Origin of the sequence: Citrobacter sp. RHBSTW-00671, assembly GCF_014103415.1 — a bacterium.
In the GTDB taxonomy this organism is placed as follows: Bacteria; Pseudomonadota; Gammaproteobacteria; order Enterobacterales; family Enterobacteriaceae; genus Citrobacter.
In genome coordinates this window covers 4015144-4036787 of record NZ_JABXPR010000001.1, presented here as the reverse complement: position 1 = coordinate 4036787, position 21644 = coordinate 4015144, and the positions used below count along the sequence as shown (strand labels likewise).

Genomic DNA, 21644 nt, shown 5'->3' with positions numbered 1-21644 from the left:
TTGCCGGATGGCGCTGACGCTTATCCGGCCTACAACATTGCATTAGCCGTAGGCCTGATAAGGCGAAGCCGCCATCAGGCAACCTGCACCATAGTCACACCGTAAACGTCTCTACCTTCTCAAATGCCGCACGCAGTGTTTCCGGTGTTAGCTTCACCGGCAGCGCGTGAATGGACTCTACCGGGCGCAGAGTGTGCGCGATCACCTTATCGATTTCGGCGTGGTTATTGATGTCCACTTCCAACTGAGCCAACCGGGTGGGCAAATTGAAGCGCTGGTAGGCTGAGGTGAGTTGAGCCAGCACATCATCTTGTCCCAACAGCGCGCTCTGCACCAGGATGCCGTACGCCACTTTGGTGCCATGTAGAAACTTCTCCGTTTGCGGCAGGACGGTCAGGCCATTATGCACCGAGTGTGCCGCTGCTACGCGGGTGAAGCGCTCACCCAGACCGCCGACCATACCACCGCCAGCAATGATCGCATCCACCACGTCGCAAAATGCACGGGTCAGTTCGCCACGTTGTTTATCTGCCAGAGCCTGCTCGCTGCTCTGAAGGAGAACATCGCGGACAGCCAGTGCGCCGTTGATGCCCAGACGTACGGTCAGCGGCAAGGTTTCAGGCTGTGGGGCGAGCACAACCGCTTCGTACCATTTCGCCAACGTGTCCCCGATACCGGCCAACAAATACGCGTCTGGCGCATTAAGCACGATCTCCGGCTCTACCAGCACCAAAAAATTGGCATCATCGAAAATTTCGAAATGCAGTGCCTGACCTGCATCGTTGTACCACACGGAGAGCGGCGTCCAGGCCGCACAGGTGGCGGCAATGGTTGGGATTGCCACAAAGGGTAAACCAAGGCGGCGCGCCAGCGCCTTGGCGGTGTCGAGCAGTGTCCCGCCGCCCACGCCAATCACCACGCTGCGATTCTCTCCTGACTCTGTTGCCAGTTGAGCAACATCGGTTTCGCTGCAATGACCCGTAAACAGCAGGCGTTTAGCCTCGGCAAGTTGAAAGGCCTCAGGCAGATAAGGCCGGGCTGCATCGATGGCGCGCTCACCATATACCCAGACGGCGCGTGAGAGTTGATCCCTGGTGAAAAAATCGTTGAGTCTCGACAGGCTGCCTGTGTGGGAAAAATAGTTGGCCGGGCCGGTGACGACGCGAATCTCGGTATTACTCATGTTGTGTTGTCCTTTTGACTGTCCTGTCCAGGCAGGTTATTTTTATATAGACGTCTGAACGTCTTGATTGCCAAATACTAGCATCGTGCTATAGTGGCTTCAACCACAACATCACACGCTGGGATAACAATAATGAGTAATAACCCGCTGATTCCGCAAAGCAAACTGCCTGATCTGGGCACCACTATTTTCACGCAAATGAGCGCGCTGGCGCAGCAGCACCAGGCGATTAATCTCTCACAGGGATTTCCTGATTTTGATGGTCCACTCTTTTTACAAGAACGTCTGGCGTATCACGTCGCGCATGGCGCCAACCAGTATGCGCCGATGACGGGCGTACAGCCGCTGCGCGACGCCATTGCCGATAAAACCGCCGAACTGTATGGCTACAAGCCGGATGCAAACAGTGACGTGACGGTCACGGCAGGGGCGACAGAAGCGCTGTATGCCGCCATTACGGCACTGGTACGGCCTGGCGATGAGGTGATATGTTTTGACCCGAGCTACGACAGCTATGCGCCCGCGATCGAATTATCCGGCGGCGTGGTTAAACGCATTGCGCTGCAACCGCCGTCTTTTCGTGTCGACTGGCAGGAATTTGCTGCGCTAATCAGTGACCACACCCGGCTGGTGATCTTAAATACGCCGCATAACCCCTCGGCTACGGTATGGCAGAAGGCGGACTTTGAGGCGTTATGGCAGGCCATTAAAGGGCATGAGATTTATGTTGTCAGTGACGAAGTCTACGAGCATATCTGTTTTGCCACGCATGGGCATGCCAGCGTGCTGGCGCATCCGCAACTAAGGGAGCGCGCAGTTGCCGTTTCATCATTTGGCAAAACCTATCATATGACGGGCTGGAAAGTGGGGTACTGTATTGCGCCACCGGCTATCAGCGCAGAGTTACGTAAGGTCCATCAGTATTTAACCTTCTCGGTCAACACGCCGGCACAACTGGCGCTGGCGGATATGCTGCGCGAAGATCCGACGCACTACCGTGAGCTGCCCGCGTTTTATCAGAGAAAACGTGATGTGCTGGTGAATGCGCTGTGTGACAGTCGACTGGAGATACTGCCCTGCGAAGGGACGTACTTTTTGCTGATTGATTACCGTGCTGTTTCTGATCTCAACGATGTGGAATTTTGCCAATGGCTGACTAAAGAGGTCGGCGTGGCGGCGATCCCACTGTCCGTTTTCTGCGCCGATCCTTTCCCACATAAGCTGATTCGCCTGTGTTTTGCGAAGCAAGAATCGACGCTGCTGGCAGCGGCGGAACGGCTGGTTGCGCTGTAGCTATTTCACCGTCCAGGCTTTGGAGAAGCGACGGTCGGCAAATAACTCTTGCAGACCGTTGATTTGCTTCAGACGTAAGACTTCGTCGCTATCCATTCCCAGCTCTTTACCGATTTTCTCTTCGCTCCAGCCTAATTGTGATAATTCACGAACGATTTCTGACATGGCATGGATTTGATGCCGCCCACGGGCACGATTGTGGCGGATTGTCGCCGCCATGCGCTCATGACGCCCGCGTTGTAGGCAGGTAACGGGCAGATAACCTTTCAGGCGTGATTTTAGCGATGATTTGTTTTTGCCGATTTCATGTCGATGGAATCCGTCGACGATTTCATATTCTTCCTGGGCTGATTGAACCACGACGATCGGCTGTGTGAAGCCATCAGCTTCAATGGATTTCAGCAGCAGCTTTTTCTCCGGCGGCGCAACGTTATTTGGGTTGTAATCATTTGGCGAAATCGCGTTGTTTTTGATCCACAGAACGCAGTCTACCGGTTCTTCACGGAAAGGACTGACGCTATGGATTGCCATCCTGAATTCATTGATTGCTTCAATTCGTTCCTCTTCTGAAAGACCAGAAAGAAAACCGGTGAGTTCCTGAGTTAGTCGTCGTTGCATAAGATCCCCCATTCCTGGCGTTTGGTTTTCATACGTTCGTTATAACGCTGATAGTTTTTCGTTTTTGTGGGACTGAATGAGAGTGCCCGACACCAGTAGTCATTATTCAGCAGTACTTTGCAGATCCGTCTCCATGAGGGGATGTCTTTAGAGCCAATATCGCTTTCTTGGGTTTGAGGAATATCATCGATCCCTTTTTTTTTGTACCACTGTAAATAGACGGCGATTTTGTTGCGGTAGTGTTCTGCGGTCTGTTGCGGCATGCTGTCTAATAGCAGCATGGCGTACGCTTGCCAGCTTAAATGCTCCGGTTTTAATATTTTGCGGTGGCCGTAAAAATGGTTGTCATGACCGGCGTATATTCCGCCGCTTTTAACGCCGCTAACCCGGGCGCACATGGCTGCCCATCGCTGTGGCTCAATAACATGATACAGCCACAATCCCTGGCGTTGTTCCGGGCCAAAGGGTTCGCAAATGCGCATATATCGTGTTGGCACGCCGGCCTGGTACATCAGGTTATACAGGGGATTGCATGGCATTTTTGTTTTCGCAAACCATGTCCAGATATCGGCTGTTTTCCAGTCATACAGCGGATAGATATACCAGGTGTGTCCTCCTGGTGCGGCGGTAGTCCACGGTTTGTCATCGGCAAAACGTTGCTTACGTGAATGGGCAATGGCGACAAAACGGTTATATGACTCGTCGGCACGGATGCCCACCATCATTGCCGCAGGGCGTTTTTCAGAAAACCAGTCAGCGAACTCACGAACGAATTGTTCAAAGGTCATGCCGGGTTGGTAGAAATGAAATAAACTGGGATCGGTAATCGCATCTGCTGGTGGTTGCCGCACCCATTGTGTATTGGGTTCCCAGCACTGCCATTCTGGTTGAAATTGTGAGAGAGAATTTTGTGTGGTAAGCGGTATTGCTACCCAATAAAAGCGTTCAATAACGTCAGAATAGCGTTCTCGTAACTCTTCAACATAGTCGATAGTGCAAGAGAACTGGGCTTCCCAGTCAATAAACAATACGCTGATTTTTTTATGTAACTGGCGCGCAAGAGTGGCGGTGAGGTGCATCATGAGCCCGGAGTCTTTCCCTCCGGACAGTGAAACGCACACGCGAGGCAGTGTTTCCAAAGTCCAGGTAATGCGTTCCTGAGCGGCTTCCAGCACGCTCTGACTCAGAGGGATTTTGTAAACAGACATAGCAAGTCCATACTGAAAGAATAAAAGAGTAACATCTCTAATGTATAACCTGAATAAGATATGCCAATTTACGCAGCGTGCAACCTTTAAATACATTCATATAACGCATCTAAATTTTTTTTCATTTAGAATGTGAATAGTTATTTGATATGTCGCTTTTCCTGGTTTTTTTTGTTTATTTTTGTTATGGAGTCCTCAAAATTTTTGTTGTTAAGTGATGCCCGGTTGTACATTAAAAATAGCTCCATTGATGGAAACTTAATATCTGTTTTGATTTCCTTTAAATTGAATAGTGAAGCATATAATTCAAAGGATATTTTGGGAAGAAAACCAATGATGTCTGTAAGGGATATAACGTTGATAATTGACATGAGTGAATCACTAGAGAACCCGGTTTTACGATTGGCGAGAAAAAAACTTGTTTCCGACTGGTACTCTTTTATACCGGCATCGTCAGAGAGAAGCCGCGAAAATTGTTCTTCCAGTATTTCATTTAACGTGGTGTTTTCATTTATTCTGGGGTGGTTTTTGCAACAGACCAGGACGGTCTCAACTGTCCAGAATGGGGTGCATATAATCGAGCGGTTAACGATCGGTGATGTCGTGATGACAACATCCGCTTTACGGTAGGCTAGTAAGTCTTCAGCGGTTTCCGATGTTATCAGAATATCATGATGTTCAATTTCAATATATTGGTCTTTCCTGATGAAATTAATTAACTCACTTACGTAGATATTATTGATAATTTGCGGGCTGTAAATGACAAATTTTTTCTTCAGACTGGAGCTGTGCATGATATTTATTGTTTCTTCCAGACTGTTGAGATTGTTCTTAAGATGATGGTGCAGATTGACCGCCGTTACGGTAGGCGTAATACCTTTTCCGGCACGAATAAATAGTGGGTCATTGAATTGTGCACGCAGCTTTTGTAACGACTGGCTAACAGCTGAGGGGGTAATAAACAGCGTTTCGGCGGCTTTGCTTATGCTTAGATTTTGATAGATACATTCAAAAATAACCAGCAGGTTGAGATCGAATTTTTTGAGGTCGTAAAGGTTAGCCATACGCTAATTCCTGTTTTAGTTTAGTTGTGAAGTATTTCACTTTGTTATGAGTAAATTACAATGCATTATCATCGCATATACATGTAAAACTTAATGAATAGTTTACAAATGCTAAAATAGCACAGGCAGGGTTATTTTTTCGGTAAAAAGTGCTAACGAGTTTATTGATATTAAAAAGAAGAATGATTGATATGAGAAATGATATCAATCATTCGTTGCGTATATCTATTTGGCTCCCATGATAATATCCAGCTTCTCTTTATCGGGCAAACCGACGGCCTGTTGCAGGGTATTATCTTTGCTCATGTAATAAATGGCAGGCGTGACATTGGCGCCTAAATCGTCCATTAGTTTTTGGTTGATATTCAGCGTCTTCATTTGCTCGGCAGGCGGGGTTGCTGGCAGTGTCAGCGTCATTTTGCCGCCCGAGGCTTCATAGTCGTGCCAGGTTTTAGCGGGGTCCTTGCTTGCCAGAATGGCCGCAGCGGTTGCCGGACTTTCAGACTTAATCACGCCAACCAACAGCGTGCGTAATTGAACATTGCCGGACTCAACCCACGGACGCGCCTGTTGCCAGAATTGTTTACAGTATGGGCAGAAGGGATCGGCAAACACATACACAATAACAGGCGCATCTTTTTTGCCGTCCAGAATCCACGACGCTTTTTCCATTCGTTGCCACATCTCGCGCCCTGCAGGTGCATAGATTTCTTTTTCTATCAGCGCATTACTCAGGTTTTCACCTTTCTCGTTATACATGTAGCCGGAGATCGCCTGTTTTCCATCAGGCGTGACATAGATAGTGACCCCCATGTCCTGATATTTGCCCAGATAACCTTTCATGCCACCCGGCGCGTCGAACGACTTCAGAATTGTAATGCCCTGTTTCTCAATCGCTTTAACGGGGGCAGGAAGCTCTTCAGCGTGGACGGCTGCAGGGAGCAGAGCTAAGAGTAATAAACGTTTAAACATTGATTTTCCTTATAAAACCAGAAGGAAAGGGAGTTAAGTTGCAAAACCTATCGCAGCCATAGGTAAGATCGACAGTCTGTCGATTGCCCTTTCGGTAGTTGGGTGATGTAATCCCAATCGCTGTTACGACCTTGGTTAAGGTAATGTAGAGCGCAACACATAGCCAGTTCTGCTGGCACTGAAGTTACTTGCGGGTAACTCGGGTAATGAGGCTCCCTGCAAAGGGAGCTTTTTTACTTTTAGAATAGGGTTTACAACATGCGGTTGAGTCGGTTGTTAGTTAACGCTTATTGATTTGATAAAGAAAACGCATTAGCCCTTATCAATGATTTTGGTTAACTTATCCCTCAACGAAAACACGGAGGAAGTACAGATGTCTTTGATTAATACCAAAATTAAACCTTTCAAAAACCAGGCGTTCAAAAACGGTGAGTTCATCGAAGTAACCGAGAAAGATACCGAAGGTCGTTGGAGTGTCTTCTTCTTCTACCCGGCTGATTTTACTTTCGTATGTCCGACCGAGCTGGGTGACGTTGCTGACCATTACGAAGAACTGCAGAAACTGGGGGTGGACGTTTACTCTGTTTCTACTGACACTCACTTTACTCACAAAGCATGGCACAGCAGCTCTGAAACCATCGCGAAAATCAAATATGCGATGATCGGCGACCCGACTGGCGCCCTGACCCGTAACTTCGACAACATGCGTGAAGATGAAGGTCTGGCTGACCGTGCAACATTTGTTGTTGACCCGCAGGGTATCATCCAGGCAATCGAAGTTACCGCTGAAGGTATCGGCCGTGATGCGTCTGACCTGCTGCGCAAAATTAAAGCTGCACAGTATGTTGCTTCCCACCCAGGTGAAGTTTGCCCGGCTAAGTGGAAAGAAGGCGAAGCAACTCTGGCTCCGTCTCTGGACCTGGTTGGTAAAATCTAAAATTCGCTACGCCTTTCGCGCTACAGGTGCGTTGGCTACGCTTAATCACCCCGGTCACTTACTTATGTAAGCTCCCGGGGAGTCATAAGCTTGCCGCCTGCCTGTAACACGAAATTCTTGCGAATTAATCCTTAAGCGGGTGCGTCGCGCCCGTTTTATTCCAACATCATGATGCAAACGTATTCAGACTGCCTGAACGAATTCGGCTTGCATGATGATGTTTTCAGAGAGGGAAGAATAATGCTCGACACAAATATGAAAACCCAGCTCAAGGCTTATCTTGAGAAACTGACCAAACCTGTTGAGCTGATTGCTACGCTGGATGACAGCGCTAAATCGGCAGAAATCAAGGAACTGCTGACTGAAATTGCTGAACTGTCAGAAAAAGTCACCTTTAAAGAAGACAATACTCTGGCCGTACGTAAGCCATCGTTCCTGATAACCAACCCGGGTTCTCACCAGGGGCCGCGTTTTGCCGGCTCTCCATTGGGCCATGAGTTTACCTCTCTGGTTCTGGCGCTGTTGTGGACGGGCGGTCATCCGTCGAAAGAAGCACAGTCACTGCTGGAGCAGATCCGCGACCTCGACGGGGACTTTGAGTTCGAAACCTATTATTCACTGTCCTGTCATAACTGCCCGGATGTGGTGCAAGCGCTGAACCTGATGTCCGTGCTGAATCCGCGTATCAAGCATACGGCGATTGATGGCGGTACATTCCAGAACGAAATTACCGACCGTAACGTCATGGGCGTTCCGGCGGTCTATATGAACGGTAAAGAGTTTGGTCAGGGCCGCATGACGCTGACTGAAATCGTAGCGAAAGTTGATACGGGCGCAGAAAAACGTGCGGCGGAAGAGTTGAATCAGCGTGATGCTTACGATGTGCTGATCGTCGGTTCGGGTCCTGCCGGGGCAGCGGCTGCGGTGTACTCTGCACGTAAAGGTATTCGCACCGGTCTGATGGGCGAACGCTTTGGCGGTCAGGTTCTTGATACCGTTGATATCGAAAACTACATCTCTGTACCGAAAACCGAAGGCCAGAAACTGGCTGGCGCACTGAAAGCACACGTTGATGATTACGATGTTGATGTCATTGATAGCCAGAGTGCGAGCAAACTGGTTCCGGCAGCACAGGAAGGTGGTTTGCATCAGATTGAAACGGCATCCGGCGCGGTGTTGAAAGCACGCAGCATCATCATTGCTACCGGCGCAAAATGGCGCAACATGAATGTTCCGGGTGAAGATCAGTACCGCACCAAGGGCGTAACCTACTGTCCGCACTGTGATGGCCCGCTGTTTAAAGGCAAGCGCGTCGCGGTGATTGGTGGCGGTAACTCCGGCGTTGAAGCGGCTATCGACCTGGCGGGTATCGTCGAACACGTGACGTTGCTGGAATTTGCCCCGGAAATGAAGGCCGATCAGGTTCTACAGAATAAAGTCCGCAGTCTGAAAAACGTCGATATCATTTTGAATGCACAAACCACAGAAGTGAAAGGCGACGGCAGTAAAGTCACTGGTCTGGAGTATCGTGACCGCGTCAGCGGTGATATCCACAATGTGGAACTGGCGGGTATCTTTGTGCAGATTGGCCTGTTGCCGAATACGAACTGGCTGGAAGGCGCCGTTGAGCGTAACCGCATGGGTGAAATCATCATTGATGCCAAGTGCGAGACCAGCGTGAAGGGTGTTTTTGCAGCGGGGGATTGTACAACCGTACCGTACAAGCAGATCATCATCGCCACTGGCGAAGGCGCGAAAGCTTCACTGAGTTCATTTGATTATCTGATTCGCACCACAACCGTATAAGAAAGTAAGACACACCTGCAATTCCCAAACCGCCAGTTAACCACTGGCGGTTTTTTCATTACGCTTAAGCGTGTACAAGATGTTTACCAGCAATGTGCTCCGTCAAAATGTATACCGCCACAAACCATGCTGATTGCACCAGGTATAGGCTGAAAACCCTCTTTTACAGTTGAATTTACACTGTTTTCCTTTGCAGATTGGGCGATCGCAATAAACATACGCATCATTACCTGCGAGTGCAAAAGTGGCTTCAGGCGACGCGCCAGGCGGCAGATACTTAAATTGTCCGCCCTGAAAGGTGTAAATAAAGATCCATTCCAGAGAGTGATCTGCCGTCATTGGATGCGCCGGATTACCCACCGTGACGGAAAGCGTATTTGATTCAAACCCCCCGGAAATGGTCATCAATGGTTGATGCTGCTGGGCGAGCGCATCGCTAGTGGTGGCATCATTAACCCGTAGCGCGGCGAGTGTTTTTCCACAACAGGTTATCGGGGATGTTGCGTTACGTTTACCCATGGTGACAAGGAATTCCCCGCATTGAGGACAGCGGTAGAACGTCGGGATAGGGTGGATAAATGTGGGTTTGGTACTGTTTTTAATCCGGTTTGATGTCCTGTGTACGTTGTGGGAATGTTCGGGAACAGTATGACTTAGAGACATAACGCGATCCTTCTTACGCCGAGGTTGTTTGACCAGCCGTTTCTTGCGAGAGGGATGCCAGACGCTGAAGAATATCCTGCCGGAGAATGTATTTTTGAATCTTTCCTGAGGCTGTACGCGGTAATTTATCTACAACGACCAGGTATTCCGGGTATTTATATTTTGCGATACGCCGTTGGGCGAAAAACGCGACGATATCCGCCAACTGAAGTGTTTTTTGTGGATGACTCAGCACGACATAAGCGCACGAGCGCTCACCCAGGCGTTTATCTGGCATGGCCACCACGCCAGCATCGTGGATATCCGGATGAAGCAACAGAATATCTTCAATTTCGCGGCTACTGATATTTTCACCGCCACGAACAATAATGTCCTTTTTACGGCCAGTAATTTTGATATAGCCGGCTTTATCCATCCGGCAATAGTCGCCGCTGTAATACCATCCGTCGTCGTCAAGCACTCGGTCGGTCAATTCTGGTTCATCAAGATAGCCGACAAAAACATTGGGGCCGCGCGATGCTTCTTCGCCCTCATTATTTTCCGTCAGTGTCATCTTCTTCTGATCGACCACTCTGACTTCAATGCCAGCGGCGGCTCTACCATCCGTATTCATTTGATGAGCCAGTGAGTCATATGGGTGCACTATCACATGGGGAGGACTTTCTGTGCTTCCGTATACACCAAGAAGTTGAATCCCTGCCTGATGGCATTCCTGCAAAAGTTTTCCCGGGATTGTGGTTCCTCCGCACAGAAAGAAGCGAAGAGAAGACAGGCTGCTGCGCTGTGCTTTTGAAGCATACAGTAGATCGCACACGAACGGTGTTGCGCCCATGATGCAGCTGCAGTGCTCTTGTGCCAGTAATGCCAGACACTCTTCAGGAGAAAATATGTCCATCAATACACTGCTGGCACCCGTTAAAAAAGGGGCGGTCACGCCATGCAGAAATCCTGTTGCGTGGGCTAGCGGAGCTGGCATGAGAATCGAATCAGTCCAGTTTATGTTGAGCGCCGCGCAGAAGGTTCGTTCACTGGCGATGATCGTATTGTGCGTCAGCATCACGCCTTTTGGATGACCTTCCGTACCGGAAGTGAAAAGAACGGCTGCCAAATCGTCGCTATGCGTTTTGACATGTTGTGTTATTGGCGAGGCGTCATTGAGGATGTGGCTCAGAGCGGGCCCAGCCTGCGCGGGTGCCAGCTTATCAACCGCCACCACCTGTTCAAGCCAGGGGAGCGCCGAACGGAGTGTGGCGATCATATCTACAGGGCTGCTATTTTTAAAACTTGTTGGCGTAAACAGTATCCGGGCCCGGCATTTATTAAGTATCCAGGTTAATTCGCATTCCCTGAAGGCGGGCAAGAGCGGGACGACTACTGCCCCGCTTTTCAGGCAGGCCAGATAAATTATTGTGAATTCACACCAGCCGGGTAGCTGGAGCGCCACGCGATCGCCCGGGCGGATTCCGGCGTCGATGAGCCAGGATGCCAGCCGGCCTGCGGCAATATCCAACGCTTTATAGGTGTAGTTGTCCCCCCGATTATCGGTGACAGCCACTTTGTCCGCATACGCTTTGGCCGACAGGCACCAGTAATCGGCTAATGTCGCATCACCCCAATGGCCCTGTTGCCGGTATTGTGCCTTACGCTCGGTATTGATTTTTATGTTTGTTGTCATTGGTTATGTCTCAGACTGAGTTCTTTTTTTGCAATACATCGCCAGTGCGCCAGCCAGTAGCGGCAGAGGCAAAAACAGAAAGACGTCGCTGAATGTCCAGCCTGCCGCGAGCATGAGCGAACCCATGCCTGCGCTGGTAATGGCGCCCAGCCGACCAATGCCCGTCGCCCAGCCAACCCCGGTTGCCCGTATTGAGGTCGGGTAAAAGTGCGCAGCCAGCGCGTAGCAACCAGGGTTGATCCCGTTGAGAGTGAAGCCAAGAATAAGGACCAGGGTATAGAGCAGAAAAAGCGAGGGGGTACACAGCCCCAGAATTAATGCGCCACCTATGCTGCCTGAAAGTGTCAGAATAATGGCCTGGTGTTTGCCCCAACGATCCATTTCAATACCAATGCAAAAATTCCCCATCATGCCGCCTATCTGAAAGACCGACCCCATAATGACGGCCTGTGAGAGCGTTAGTCCGGCATCTTTTATCATCAGCGGCAACCAACTGGATAAAAGGTAAACGCTGAAAAGTCCGACAAAAAGCGTTAACCACAGCGCCAGCGTTCCCACTGTGTAGGGGGTATGCAGCAGTGATTTTGCCGTATTGGCTCGGGCTTTTTGCGGCTCGGTAGTGTAAAAACGCGTATTTTTGTCAGCGATTCCGGGAATAAACAGATTCAGCAGACGAGCAAGGTGTGCATCGTTACCGGTGCGCTGCACCAGATACAGCATCGATTCAGGTAAACAGCGCAGTAAAATCAGCGCCAGCAAGAGCGGTAAAATGCCGCCTGCGATAAGCACAGCGCGCCAGCCAAACGCCCCGAGCAACTGCTGGCTGAGTATGCCTCCCAGCGCGGCGCCAGAATTAAAGCCACAATGGATCACCGTTGACAGGCGAGATCGATAACGATGGGGGGCGTACTCTGCAACCAGCGTGGTGATGTTGGGCATGGCTGCGCCTAATCCGAGCCCGGTAATAAAACGGAAAAAAGTCAGGCTGGATAAATTCCAGGCCCCGGCAGAAAGCAGGCTGCTGAGGCCAAAAAAGACAACCGACCCAATAATTAACTTTTTGCGGCCATAGCGGTCGGCTAACGAGCCAGAAATTAAAGAGCCTGCCGCCAGTCCCAACAATCCACTCATCATTACCGGGCCCAGATCTTGTTTGGATAGTTGCCAGTGATCTATTAGTGCCGGAGCAATGTAACCAATTGCCGTGACGTCGAAACCATCAATACCCAGAACAAAAAAACCGAGAAATACAATAAACCATTGCCGTCTGCTGATTGGGTGTTTGTCTAAAATCGTACTGATATCAATTTGATTCTGTACCGACATGGTCTCCTCCCTGAATCGCGAGCACGAGGTATCTCCGGATACGGCGATATAGACTGTTTGGCAGGGAGTCAGCCGAAGCGAAATTCAACGCCGAACGTTCCTTGTGGATATTCCCATTTCTGTAGAACGGAATCTGAACACAGCACCCGGCATGTGCCGCATTCGAGGCAGCCAGCATAATCAAAGTGAATATTGCCAGCGTCATCCTGTCGGTATAATCCAGCGGGGCAGGCGAGGATCAGTTTACGGAACTGCTCTGGGTCGGGATTTTCCACCAGAATTATATGGGGATGGCTTTCATCGACCCTGAATTTATTCGTGCCCAATTTCACATCGACGTTCACGGTGTTCATAATGCGCGAACTCCTTTAATGCCGTCTTTTAAAAGATTAAGTAATCCGATTTTTTTGCCATGCGCCAATACTGTCCTGCTCAGCGAAACTGGAGCCTTGCCGTTGACGGTAAACAGGGATGCCATGAGATCGGTTGCCATTTGCGGATATTGTTGGAAAATTCGCGGGTTCTCCATCATTGCGGGGAGGCGGCGGTAGTGGCGCATATCGCGTAACACCGCGCTTTTCTCCAGTGCGTTGGGATAAGCCTGGAGTTTTCCCTTACTGAAATCATTTGCGTCTTTCGCGGCAATGACCGTTTGCGCGGCCACATTGGCTGCCGTGATGGCGAGATCCATGCCCCGCACGGTATAGCCTAAATTGAGACACATTCCGGCTGCATCGCCGACAATCATTACCCCGTCTTCAACTAATGTTGGAACCATATCTATCCCGCCTTCCGGCACCAGATGCGCGGAATATTCCAGCAGCGTTCCGCCTTCTATCAGCGGACGGACAGCAGGATGCTGTTTGAAGTCTTCCAGCATTTGCGGCACGCTCTTGCGGGCATGCTCGATACCGTCGAGCCCGCATACCAGGCCCAGTGAAAGCGTATCGCGATTGGTATACAAGAAACCGCCGCCCATTAATCCGTCTGACGGTGAGCCGGCAAACAGCCAGGCGGCGCCTTCGTTACCGGTTAGCCCGAAGCGCTCCTGAATTTGTGCGGATGGCAGCGAAATTACCTCTTTCACGCCCACGGCATAATGATGCGGCGATGATTCTTGCACCATACCGATAGCGCGACCCAGCAGAGAATTTACACCGTCGGCGAGGAGAACCACATTAGCCTCCAGCGTATCGTCTCCTGCCTGAACCCCTGTCACTCGCCCATCCTGGCGGATCAGCGAATCGACCCTGACGCCGGTGATGAACTGTGCGCCAACGGCTTCTGCTTGCGCCATGAGCCAGCTGTCAAAGGTGTGGCGAAGCACCGTCCATGATTCTGCGTCAGAGGCCTGGTGGGGTGTGCCCGTGAGATAGTCCAGCGTGACGGCGCTTTCTGTCGTAAGAAAGGAAATTCGCTCCCTGACCACTTTTCTTTCAACCGGTGCCGTGTGGGTAAAGCCGGGCATAATTTCTTCCAGGCTGTGCGTGTAGAGTCGTCCTCCGGTCATATTTTTACTGCCCGCAGTATCACCACGCTCAATGACCAGCACATCCAGTCCTGCTTTTGCCATCACATAAGCGGCGATGCAGCCTGAGATGCCTGCGCCGACAATAATGGCGTCAAATTTTTCATCCGACATCGCTTTTGCTCCTGTTGCCGCCATCCAGGATGACGGCGTTAAATGTTAGCGCTGCAGCAGTTCCGTTAATGCCGGGACGACTTTATAAATATCGCCTACCAGCCCGTAGTCGGCGTACTGAAAGATCGGCGCATTCTTATCTTTATTAATGGCAACAATGGTTTTAGCGCCATTACCACCGACCATATGCTGTATCTGCCCTGAGATGCCCAGTGCCAGATACACATCGGTTTTAAGCAGTACGCCAGAGACGCCAATGTAACGTTCGCGATCCATCCAGTGCTCACCTTCGGCAATGGGGCGAGAGCAGCCGACTTCCGCATTTAGCGCAGCGGCTAAATCCCAGATCATGTGCAGATCGTCTTTGGCCGCTAAGCCACGCCCAATCCCGACGACACGCCGGGCTTTACTGAGATCGATGCTACTGACCGATTTTGCCCTGCGCGCTTTGCATAAAAGCTCATGTTGCGGTGGGATATAACTGACGGGGATGGGAGCAGGCTGATGCGGCGCATTTTCTTCCAGCGGCTCGAATACGCCACTCGAAACGGTCACGATAGCCGTCGATGTGTTGATTTTTTCCCGGCCAAACGCCAGACCGCCGTACATTCGATGTTCGGCATATAGCTCGCCATCCTCCAGCGCCAGGCTGGTGGCATCATTAATCAGCGCTGATTGCAGCAGGACGCTGAGCCTGGCCGCCAGGCTTTTTCCTCGTCGGGTTGCCGCCAACAGGATTAATGTTCCCGTTCTGAGCGCGCTGGCGCCTTTTTCGGCGTTTTGTATCAGGGCTACGAGGGTTTCCGCGTAATTTTCTAACCGCTGCTGTTCTGACTTTCCGCTCAGAACGTACACCGCGTCGGCATGTTGTACCTGCAAAGCCTCGCTCTCATCCCAGATGACGGCACTCACGCGTTCACCGAACTGCTTTGCTCCTGCAAGGAGATCCGCGTAACGGTCGGCGCTGTCGCTCACTACCCATACCTGATTAATCTTGCTCATTCCCAGCTTCTCCGTTGTCTTCAGTTCAGCACTTTATTGAGATGCTCTGCCAGGCGAGCGACATCTTCTGCGCTGTCGCCTTCAATGATGATGTGTTTACGTTCTGCCTGCTGCGGGGCATAAATATTGACCATTTCGGTATCGGGAGATACCGGTGTCCAGCCGATGTCATCAGCCGTCCATTGGGTGACGGGCTTTTTCCCTGCGCCGAGAATCGCTTTCATGGAAGGAATTCGCGGCTCATTAATATCTGAGGTGACGCACAATACGGCAGGAAGCGGAACATCAATGATCTCTACTTCATTTTCCAGCGTGCGTTCGACCGTGACGTAACCGTTATGGATTTCAATGTGGCTAACGGCATTGACGGTGGGCAGATGAAGCATTTCCCCGACCCGCAGCCCGGTTTGTTGTGCATAAAGATCGCCAGAACCTTCGCCACACAACAGCAGATCAAAACCGATTTTCTTCGCCGCTTCGGCAATGACCCTGGCCGTTTCGTGCGCTAGCGAAGCCGCCAGCCGCTCGTCGCGCACCAGGTAAAGTCCATGAGGGCCTCGGGAGAGCAAATCTTTACGCAGTTTGGCGTTATCCAGCGCCTGGCCGCCAACGCACAGAGCCATAACTTCATCGCTTTCACCGGCCAGCAGGACGGCCTCTTCAATGGCATTAAGGTCAAATGGGCTGATTTTTTCTCCAGCGCGTGTTGTATCCAGCGTTCTGTCAGCGGCGATAGTAATGTCTTGTTCTTCCGCGACCAGTTTATAACAGGCGAGTAATTTCATGACGTATCCTATTATTTTTCATACTGTTTCAGGATCTGGCGGGCTGAGATATACACCATAATCTCGTCAGTGCCGCCGCCGATGCGGTTAACGCGGGTATCACGCCAGAAACGGGATACCCGGCTGTCATTGGTGTAACCAAGGCCCCCTAAAATTTGCATCGCATCGTCAATGACTTCACAGGCAGACTGTGCGCAATATAACTTGCACATCGGCGCGGACAGGCGCATGGGTAAATCGTTGTCACATTCCCATGCCGTGCGATAGACCATGTTTTTCATGTTTTGGATCTTTATCGCCATTTGGGTCAGCTTGAGCTGAATCATCTGGAACTGGCCGATATTTTTATCGAACTGAATACGTTGGTTGGCATAGCGAGCGGCATCTTCAAAGGCGCATTCCGCCACACCCAGTGAGTGTGCGGCGATGACAAGACGTTCAATATCGAAGTTTTCCATCATGTGAATAAAGCCGTAACCTTCGCGGCCCACCATGGCGCTTTCTTCCAGTTCAACGTTATCGAGAAAAACCTCACAGTTGCTGACCATGTGCCAGCCGATTTTGTGCAGACTATTGCGCTTAACGCCCGGCATGTTTGGATCAATCCACCACAGGGTGAAGCAGCGCTTCGGATCTTCCGGTTCGGGATTGCGTGCCAGCACCAACATATAGGGGTAGTCTTTGGCGCCCGTGATGAACGTTTTTTGCCCGTTCAGATAAACTTTGCCATTTTTTCGGGTATAGGTCGTGGCGACGCGGTTATTGTCCGATCCCGCCTGCGGCTCGGTGAAGGCAAGTGAATAGGCAGGGATACCGGTCAGCCCGACTTCAGCCGTTTTCGCCAACTGCTCCGCATTGCCAAAGCGCTGCATGTTATGGATGCATTGGCCTTCCGTCATAATGTAGGCGGGAGCCCCCATGCGGGCGATCTCCTCCAGAACCAGCACTTGCGTCATCATATCAGCAGGGATGCCGCCGAGTTCTTCTGGAATGCCTAACAGTCCCACGCCGCTTTCGGCCAATGCCTGAAAGAACTTGCTGGGGAACGCGCCATTTTCATCACAGGTTTTGAAATATTCTTCGGGAAAATCTCGTGTTATCAGTTCGCGTATACTGGCTAAAAGCAGCTCCTGCTCTTCGGTCAGGCTAAAGTCCATGATGTCTCCTCAATGATGCCTGCTGATAAGAATTGATGTTTCGGACGATATTCATTTCTTTATATTCTGATCGTGACAGGACGCCGACTTGCAGAATAATTGGTATGAGGAGCATAAATTCAGTGGGCATCAATGATGCATAGACATATTTAACAACGTCCTGGACAAAACGGGCATTTGGTATGCTTTTGTGATGCGGGTTCCGAAATAAAAACCGGATGTTAGTGATGTTCGATTTGTCCTGTTTTTGGTTAAATCTGTCAATGTCAGGCGGACGAGTTTTATTCCTATAATCCATCGCGTTAATTCATGGAAACAGGTTGGTTAGAATATCTTATCTTTTATATATCCATATTCTTATTACCTGCATTCTTACCCGAGTATTCAACGTGGAGTGGGGTTGGTATATGTCCATTTTATCTCAACAGCAACTGGAAGCATTGAAGAAAAAAGTCAGAAAGGTTACCGAAACTGAGCTGGAAGAAATTCAACTGGAAGTTGAGCGGACGAATGTCTTTCCTGACTCTTATTATGACGTTTGTCGTAAAAACGATCTGTTTCGTCTGGCGATGCCTGAAGAATTTGGCGGTATGGGACTCAACTGTGAACAGTTCTTTTCGGTGATGGAAGAGTTTTGCCGCGGGCCCGGTGGGATGCGTATGAACCTGCACCACGCTAACGGGTTGAACTGGCGAATTATGTATGACCATGGCGCGGAAGATTTGCGTGCTAAATGGTTACCGCTGCTGGCAAATAAAGATGCTTATATTAACTTTGCATTAACTGAGGCGGATTGTGGTTCGGGTGCGGATATTCGTACTACTGCGGTTAAAAAAGGGGATAAATATATTCTTAACGGAACCAAAACGTTGATATCCCATACAGATATATCCGATGGGAGCTATGTTATTGCGGTTACGGATGAGAATAAGCGTAAAAAAGGTGGCTTAACAGCATTCTTTATCGAAACGAATACTCCCGGTTATTACATCGATCCCATGCCGCACATGATGGGTTGCCGTGGCGCGGGTCATGCTTATCTGCGTTTTGAAAACTGCGAAGTCCCTGCCCATAACATTATGGGTAAAGAGGGTGATGGCCTGGATATTTTCATGAATGCGCTGGCGCATTCACGCGCCATGATTGCCGTAACCTGTCTTGGAATGTCGCAGCGCTTCCTGGAATTGGCGATAGCCAGAGCAAAAGATCGTGTGACTTTCGGTAAGGCTCTTACTTCTCGCCAGGCTATTCAACAAACGCTGGCGGATATGGGCACGCAGGTGCATGCGCTGCGTGTCATGCTGCGCGACTGTGCGCAAAAATTTGATCGGGGCGAAGACATTGAGATGGTCTCAGCCATGTGCAAACTGCACGGCATTGATACCGTTCGTACGGTATCGGATAGCTGTCTCGAAATCTTTGGCGGTATTGGCTATTTCGAAGATAACCCGTATGGCCCGGTAGAAAGAATGTATCGCGATGCTCGCGCTCTGTGGTTTGAGGAAGGCCCTCGTACCGTGCAGCGACTGACTATCGCACGCCCACTGATTGCCGCAGGTGGTGAGATTCGCTAGTCCGGGAGCGTTTGCACCGTGTCAGAGGTTAGCTGTTTTTACTGGGCACTAACCTTAGTTTTGGCCGTACGTCGCTGTTTATCCTGTGGCTACGGCCATTTTTGCTTTTATGCGAGAGTGACCTATGAGTACATCACCAGGGAACAGACGCTGGGGCATTATTGTCCTGCTCATTATTGATTATTTCGTCATGTTTGTGGCGCGAAGTGGGATGTCGATGTGTGGGCCTGCATTAATGCAGGAATATGGCTGGAGCGCTATGCAGTTTGGCTGGGTATCCACGGCGTTTTTCATTGGCTATGCCGTCACAATGTTACCCGCGGGTTTGCTGGCGGACAGGTTTGGCGGCGGAGTCGTTTTAGTTACCGGGACATTATGGTGGGCTGTTTTCACGTTTCTGACGCCGTTAGGATCGACACTGGGCATCATGATGTTGCTGCGTATTCTGGTCGGGATTGGCCAGGGATTGCTTGTCCCGGCTAACTTTTCACTGGCGGCAAAATGGGTGCCTAAACATGAAGCCGGAATGGCGACAGGATTATTGCAAATAGGTTGCCCTACCGGTATTGCCGTTGCCATGGTTCTGGCGGCATGGATAGTCCAACGCTGGGACTGGCAGACCGTGTTTTACGTTGTATCAGTACCCGGTGTGCTGTGGTGTCTGCTGTGGTGGAAGCTTGGCAGCAACCGTCCGCAACAGGATAATTTTATCACCCAGGGTGAACGAGACTATATTCAGGCTGGGCAAGTCTCTACTGAGGCCTCTCCGGCTGCACAGAATGACTCGCTAAGTAAAGGCGATATTCTGGCTACTCCTTCCGTCTGGGCGTGCGCCCTGTGTTACTTTTGTACCAATTACCTCTTTTTTCTCTTCATGACCTGGCTGCCAACCTACTTTGCCATGGGGCGTGGAATCGATCTCAAACAAAGCGCGATTTTCTCCATGCTGCCGTATCTGGTGGCGATTTTTGCTTACCCACTGGGGGGCGTAGTCACTGATGCTGCATGCTGTCGATTTGGGCAAAACGTCGGACGTAAGATTTCTCCGGTACTGGGGTTATTATTAGCTGGGGTATTTTTGATCCTCGGCACACAGGCAAACAGCTTGTGGAGTGCCGCCACGCTTATTTCGGCGTCGAACTTCTTCCTGTGCTTCACCATGGCTGCACATTTTTCAATTCCTATTATTTTCTCGCAAAAAGACACCGGCATGTTGGTCGGACTGAACGGGGTGTTTGGGACGTTGGCGGGCATTCTCTCGCCTGTACTGGCTGGCTGGGTGATTGATGTGTCCGGTGGTCAGTACGAGTACGCGCTGTATTTGGGCGCAGGCGTGGCGATTGTCGGAGCATTCTTTATGTTGATAGCACGCATTCGGCCAATAGAAAAGAAATCAGCACGCGTAAGCGCGGGCGATCGTAAAGGATTTGCCGGTTAAACAGGCCACTCATTTTTGAGGGAATATGACGTATGAGACCATTAGAGGGCGTTAAGGTCGTCGATCTGACATCATTTCTGGCGGCGCCAACGGTAGCGCGTATTTTAGGTGATTGGGGGGCGGAGGTGATCAAAATCGAACCGCCGATCGGCGATCCTGGCCGTACGCAGGCGTCAGTTTTTAATATGCCGTATGAAGATGATGAGAATCCGGCATTTGATATTTCCAATGCTAATAAGCGTTTTCTGTGTCTGAATTTGAAACAGGAGCGGGCGAAAGAAATTGCCTGGCGCATTCTTTCCACCGCGGATGTGGTAGTGACCAGCTATCGGACGAAAGCGCTGGAGCGGCTGGGGTTCTCATGGGAAGAATTGCACCAGCGTTTTCCTCGTTTAATTTTTGCTCAGATTCTGGGGTACGGTGAGCAAGGGCCAGAAAAAGATACCGCAGGGTTTGATGCGACGGCCTATGTTTGTCGGGGAGGGATTCTGGGGTCGACAAACGAACGAGGGGAAACGCCGATTAACTCAGTGAATGGGTTTGGCGATTTCCAGGCTTCCATGTGCCTGGTTTCGGGGGTTTGCGCGGCGTTATATGGCCGTACGCTCTCCGGGCAGGGGGATAAAGTGACAGTGAGTCTGCATCATACCGCGTTGTTTATGATGAGTATTGCCGTCACATCGGCGCAATATGGCAACGTTTATCCTAAATCCCGCTGCGAAGTCGCGAATCCGTTCAACAATACCTATAAGACCCGGGATGGCCGCTGGATGGTGATTTGTATCCCAGAGTACGATCGCTTTTTCAATAAGTTCATGACGCTACTTGGTCGCGAAGATTTGGTCGACAGCCCTGAGTTTTGTCGTATTGCCGATGTCAATCTACATGGACGCAACCGGGATATTATCAGCATCATCAGTGAGCAGGTCGCTAAACGCTCGCTTGATGAAATGATGCTGATGTTAAAACAAAACGACTTTGCTCATGAGAAAGGCTTTACGCCTGATGAAATCCTTGACGATGAGCAGGCGTGGGCGACCGACTGTCTGCGAAATGTTGAATATATCACCGGTAACCGACGCGTGCTGGTGACCCCTCCTGTGAACATTGGTGGTATGGGGCCAGCGCAAATTCGACCTTCTCGCGGATTAGGGCATGATTCGCAGCAAATTCTTTTGGAATATGGATATTCTGTTGAGGAGATAGATCGTTTGAATGCGGACGGCGCGGTCATTATACCCGCATAACCATAGCCGCCAGGTGGTCGGCACCGTTGCTACCTGGTGGGCTCATTTGATTGG

19 protein-coding genes are annotated in these 21644 nt (G+C 50.4%); 6 read left to right on the top strand and 13 right to left on the bottom strand.

Translation table 11 applies throughout. The features are described from left to right. Positions 1 to 94 precede the first annotated feature (94 nt). Positions 95 to 1183 carry an oxidoreductase gene (locus tag HV261_RS19345; RefSeq protein ID WP_202039181.1) on the bottom strand — a complete coding sequence of 363 codons (1089 nt, stop codon included), beginning with the start codon at positions 1181 to 1183 and terminating at the stop codon, positions 95 to 97. A gap of 132 nt (positions 1184 to 1315) precedes the next feature. On the opposite strand from HV261_RS19345, the gene HV261_RS19340 reads away from it, so the two are divergent. Then, a complete protein-coding gene (locus tag HV261_RS19340) occupies positions 1316 to 2476 on the top strand; it encodes a pyridoxal phosphate-dependent aminotransferase (RefSeq protein WP_202039180.1) in 1161 nt (386 codons plus the stop codon). Here HV261_RS19340 and HV261_RS19335 read toward each other — a convergent pair whose 3' ends face one another. The 4 genes from HV261_RS19335 to dsbG all read right to left on the bottom strand — a co-directional run bounded on the left by HV261_RS19335 (position 2477) and on the right by dsbG (position 6338). Then, positions 2477 to 3094, bottom strand: a complete 618-nt coding sequence (locus HV261_RS19335; RefSeq protein WP_202039179.1) for an IbrB-like domain-containing protein — start codon at positions 3092 to 3094, stop codon at positions 2477 to 2479. Continuing rightward, positions 3079 to 4302: a phosphoadenosine phosphosulfate reductase gene (locus HV261_RS19330; RefSeq protein ID WP_202039178.1), complete on the bottom strand. Its 1224-nt coding sequence runs from the start codon at positions 4300 to 4302 to the stop codon at positions 3079 to 3081. The genes HV261_RS19335 and HV261_RS19330 overlap by 16 nt, the downstream gene beginning before the upstream one ends. A 140-nt stretch (positions 4303 to 4442) precedes the next feature. Further along, positions 4443 to 5366, bottom strand: coding sequence for a DNA-binding transcriptional repressor CitR (gene citR, locus HV261_RS19325; protein WP_202039177.1), 924 nt, complete (start codon positions 5364 to 5366; stop codon positions 4443 to 4445). Between the two features lie 225 nt (positions 5367 to 5591). Continuing rightward, positions 5592 to 6338: a thiol:disulfide interchange protein DsbG gene (dsbG, locus tag HV261_RS19320; RefSeq protein WP_202039176.1), complete on the bottom strand. Its 747-nt coding sequence runs from the start codon at positions 6336 to 6338 to the stop codon at positions 5592 to 5594. A gap of 373 nt (positions 6339 to 6711) precedes the next feature. On the opposite strand from dsbG, the gene ahpC reads away from it, so the two are divergent. Together ahpC and ahpF are read left to right on the top strand one after the other, a co-directional pair. Continuing rightward, positions 6712 to 7275: an alkyl hydroperoxide reductase subunit C gene (gene ahpC / locus HV261_RS19315; protein ID WP_002894394.1), complete on the top strand. Its 564-nt coding sequence runs from the start codon at positions 6712 to 6714 to the stop codon at positions 7273 to 7275. A 240-nt stretch (positions 7276 to 7515) separates the two neighbouring features. After that, positions 7516 to 9081 carry an alkyl hydroperoxide reductase subunit F gene (gene ahpF, locus HV261_RS19310; protein WP_137384526.1) on the top strand — a complete coding sequence of 522 codons (1566 nt, stop codon included), beginning with the start codon at positions 7516 to 7518 and terminating at the stop codon, positions 9079 to 9081. Positions 9082 to 9183: 102 nt separating this feature from the next. On the opposite strand, the gene HV261_RS19305 is transcribed toward ahpF, so the two are convergent. The 8 genes from HV261_RS19305 to HV261_RS19270 all read right to left on the bottom strand — a co-directional run bounded on the left by HV261_RS19305 (position 9184) and on the right by HV261_RS19270 (position 17331). Further along, positions 9184 to 9744 carry a desulfoferrodoxin family protein gene (locus tag HV261_RS19305; RefSeq protein ID WP_202039175.1) on the bottom strand — a complete coding sequence of 187 codons (561 nt, stop codon included), beginning with the start codon at positions 9742 to 9744 and terminating at the stop codon, positions 9184 to 9186. A 13-nt stretch (positions 9745 to 9757) separates the two neighbouring features. After that, positions 9758 to 11419: a medium-chain fatty-acid--CoA ligase gene (gene fadK, locus HV261_RS19300; protein ID WP_202039174.1), complete on the bottom strand. Its 1662-nt coding sequence runs from the start codon at positions 11417 to 11419 to the stop codon at positions 9758 to 9760. Positions 11420 to 11422: 3 nt separating this feature from the next. Then, positions 11423 to 12745, bottom strand: coding sequence for an MFS transporter (locus tag HV261_RS19295; RefSeq protein WP_202039173.1), 1323 nt, complete (start codon positions 12743 to 12745; stop codon positions 11423 to 11425). Positions 12746 to 12813: 68 nt separating this feature from the next. Next, on the bottom strand, positions 12814 to 13098 hold the full coding sequence (locus HV261_RS19290) for a ferredoxin family protein (protein WP_202039172.1): 285 nt from the start codon (positions 13096 to 13098) through the stop codon (positions 12814 to 12816). Continuing rightward, positions 13095 to 14387, bottom strand: a complete 1293-nt coding sequence (locus HV261_RS19285; RefSeq protein WP_202039171.1) for an FAD-dependent oxidoreductase — start codon at positions 14385 to 14387, stop codon at positions 13095 to 13097. Before HV261_RS19285 ends, HV261_RS19290 begins: the two co-directional genes overlap by 4 nt. A gap of 45 nt (positions 14388 to 14432) precedes the next feature. Continuing rightward, positions 14433 to 15389 (bottom strand): FAD-binding protein, encoded by a 957-nt coding sequence (locus HV261_RS19280; RefSeq protein WP_202039170.1) that lies wholly within the window; start codon positions 15387 to 15389, stop codon positions 14433 to 14435. A gap of 20 nt (positions 15390 to 15409) precedes the next feature. Continuing rightward, complete coding sequence (locus tag HV261_RS19275) at positions 15410 to 16174, bottom strand: electron transfer flavoprotein (RefSeq protein ID WP_202039169.1); 765 nt, start codon at positions 16172 to 16174, stop codon at positions 15410 to 15412. Positions 16175 to 16185: 11 nt separating this feature from the next. Further along, the gene (locus HV261_RS19270; protein WP_202039168.1) at positions 16186 to 17331 is read right to left on the bottom strand and encodes an acyl-CoA dehydrogenase; all 1146 of its coding nucleotides are present in this window, start codon (positions 17329 to 17331) and stop codon (positions 16186 to 16188) included. Positions 17332 to 17738: 407 nt separating this feature from the next. Between HV261_RS19270 and HV261_RS19265 the strand changes: the two genes are divergently transcribed. The 3 genes from HV261_RS19265 to HV261_RS19255 all read left to right on the top strand — a co-directional run bounded on the left by HV261_RS19265 (position 17739) and on the right by HV261_RS19255 (position 21590). Next, positions 17739 to 18905: an acyl-CoA dehydrogenase family protein gene (locus tag HV261_RS19265; RefSeq protein ID WP_202039167.1), complete on the top strand. Its 1167-nt coding sequence runs from the start codon at positions 17739 to 17741 to the stop codon at positions 18903 to 18905. A 124-nt stretch (positions 18906 to 19029) separates the two neighbouring features. Further along, positions 19030 to 20343 (top strand): MFS transporter, encoded by a 1314-nt coding sequence (locus HV261_RS19260; RefSeq protein WP_202039166.1) that lies wholly within the window; start codon positions 19030 to 19032, stop codon positions 20341 to 20343. A 32-nt stretch (positions 20344 to 20375) separates the two neighbouring features. Then, on the top strand, positions 20376 to 21590 hold the full coding sequence (locus tag HV261_RS19255) for a CaiB/BaiF CoA transferase family protein (protein WP_202039165.1): 1215 nt from the start codon (positions 20376 to 20378) through the stop codon (positions 21588 to 21590). Positions 21591 to 21644: the final 54 nt, after the last annotated feature.

Excerpts from the sequence above, each read along its gene's own strand:
- fadK (WP_202039174.1), bottom strand. The coding sequence starts at position 11,419 with ATGACAACAAACATAAAAATCAATACCGAGCGTAAGGCACAATACCGG.
- HV261_RS19345 (WP_202039181.1), bottom strand. The coding sequence starts at position 1,183 with ATGAGTAATACCGAGATTCGCGTCGTCACCGGCCCGGCCAACTATTTT.
- ahpC (WP_002894394.1), top strand. The coding sequence starts at position 6,712 with ATGTCTTTGATTAATACCAAAATTAAACCTTTCAAAAACCAGGCGTTC.
- HV261_RS19255 (WP_202039165.1), top strand. The coding sequence starts at position 20,376 with ATGAGACCATTAGAGGGCGTTAAGGTCGTCGATCTGACATCATTTCTG.
- HV261_RS19295 (WP_202039173.1), bottom strand. The coding sequence starts at position 12,745 with ATGTCGGTACAGAATCAAATTGATATCAGTACGATTTTAGACAAACAC.
- HV261_RS19285 (WP_202039171.1), bottom strand. The coding sequence starts at position 14,387 with ATGTCGGATGAAAAATTTGACGCCATTATTGTCGGCGCAGGCATCTCA.
- HV261_RS19335 (WP_202039179.1), bottom strand. The coding sequence starts at position 3,094 with ATGCAACGACGACTAACTCAGGAACTCACCGGTTTTCTTTCTGGTCTT.
- HV261_RS19275 (WP_202039169.1), bottom strand. The coding sequence starts at position 16,174 with ATGAAATTACTCGCCTGTTATAAACTGGTCGCGGAAGAACAAGACATT.
- HV261_RS19305 (WP_202039175.1), bottom strand. The coding sequence starts at position 9,744 with ATGTCTCTAAGTCATACTGTTCCCGAACATTCCCACAACGTACACAGG.
- ahpF (WP_137384526.1), top strand. The coding sequence starts at position 7,516 with ATGCTCGACACAAATATGAAAACCCAGCTCAAGGCTTATCTTGAGAAA.
- HV261_RS19260 (WP_202039166.1), top strand. The coding sequence starts at position 19,030 with ATGAGTACATCACCAGGGAACAGACGCTGGGGCATTATTGTCCTGCTC.
- citR (WP_202039177.1), bottom strand. The coding sequence starts at position 5,366 with ATGGCTAACCTTTACGACCTCAAAAAATTCGATCTCAACCTGCTGGTT.
- HV261_RS19280 (WP_202039170.1), bottom strand. The coding sequence starts at position 15,389 with ATGAGCAAGATTAATCAGGTATGGGTAGTGAGCGACAGCGCCGACCGT.
- HV261_RS19270 (WP_202039168.1), bottom strand. The coding sequence starts at position 17,331 with ATGGACTTTAGCCTGACCGAAGAGCAGGAGCTGCTTTTAGCCAGTATA.
- dsbG (WP_202039176.1), bottom strand. The coding sequence starts at position 6,338 with ATGTTTAAACGTTTATTACTCTTAGCTCTGCTCCCTGCAGCCGTCCAC.
- HV261_RS19330 (WP_202039178.1), bottom strand. The coding sequence starts at position 4,302 with ATGTCTGTTTACAAAATCCCTCTGAGTCAGAGCGTGCTGGAAGCCGCT.
- HV261_RS19265 (WP_202039167.1), top strand. The coding sequence starts at position 17,739 with ATGTCCATTTTATCTCAACAGCAACTGGAAGCATTGAAGAAAAAAGTC.
- HV261_RS19290 (WP_202039172.1), bottom strand. The coding sequence starts at position 13,098 with ATGAACACCGTGAACGTCGATGTGAAATTGGGCACGAATAAATTCAGG.
- HV261_RS19340 (WP_202039180.1), top strand. The coding sequence starts at position 1,316 with ATGAGTAATAACCCGCTGATTCCGCAAAGCAAACTGCCTGATCTGGGC.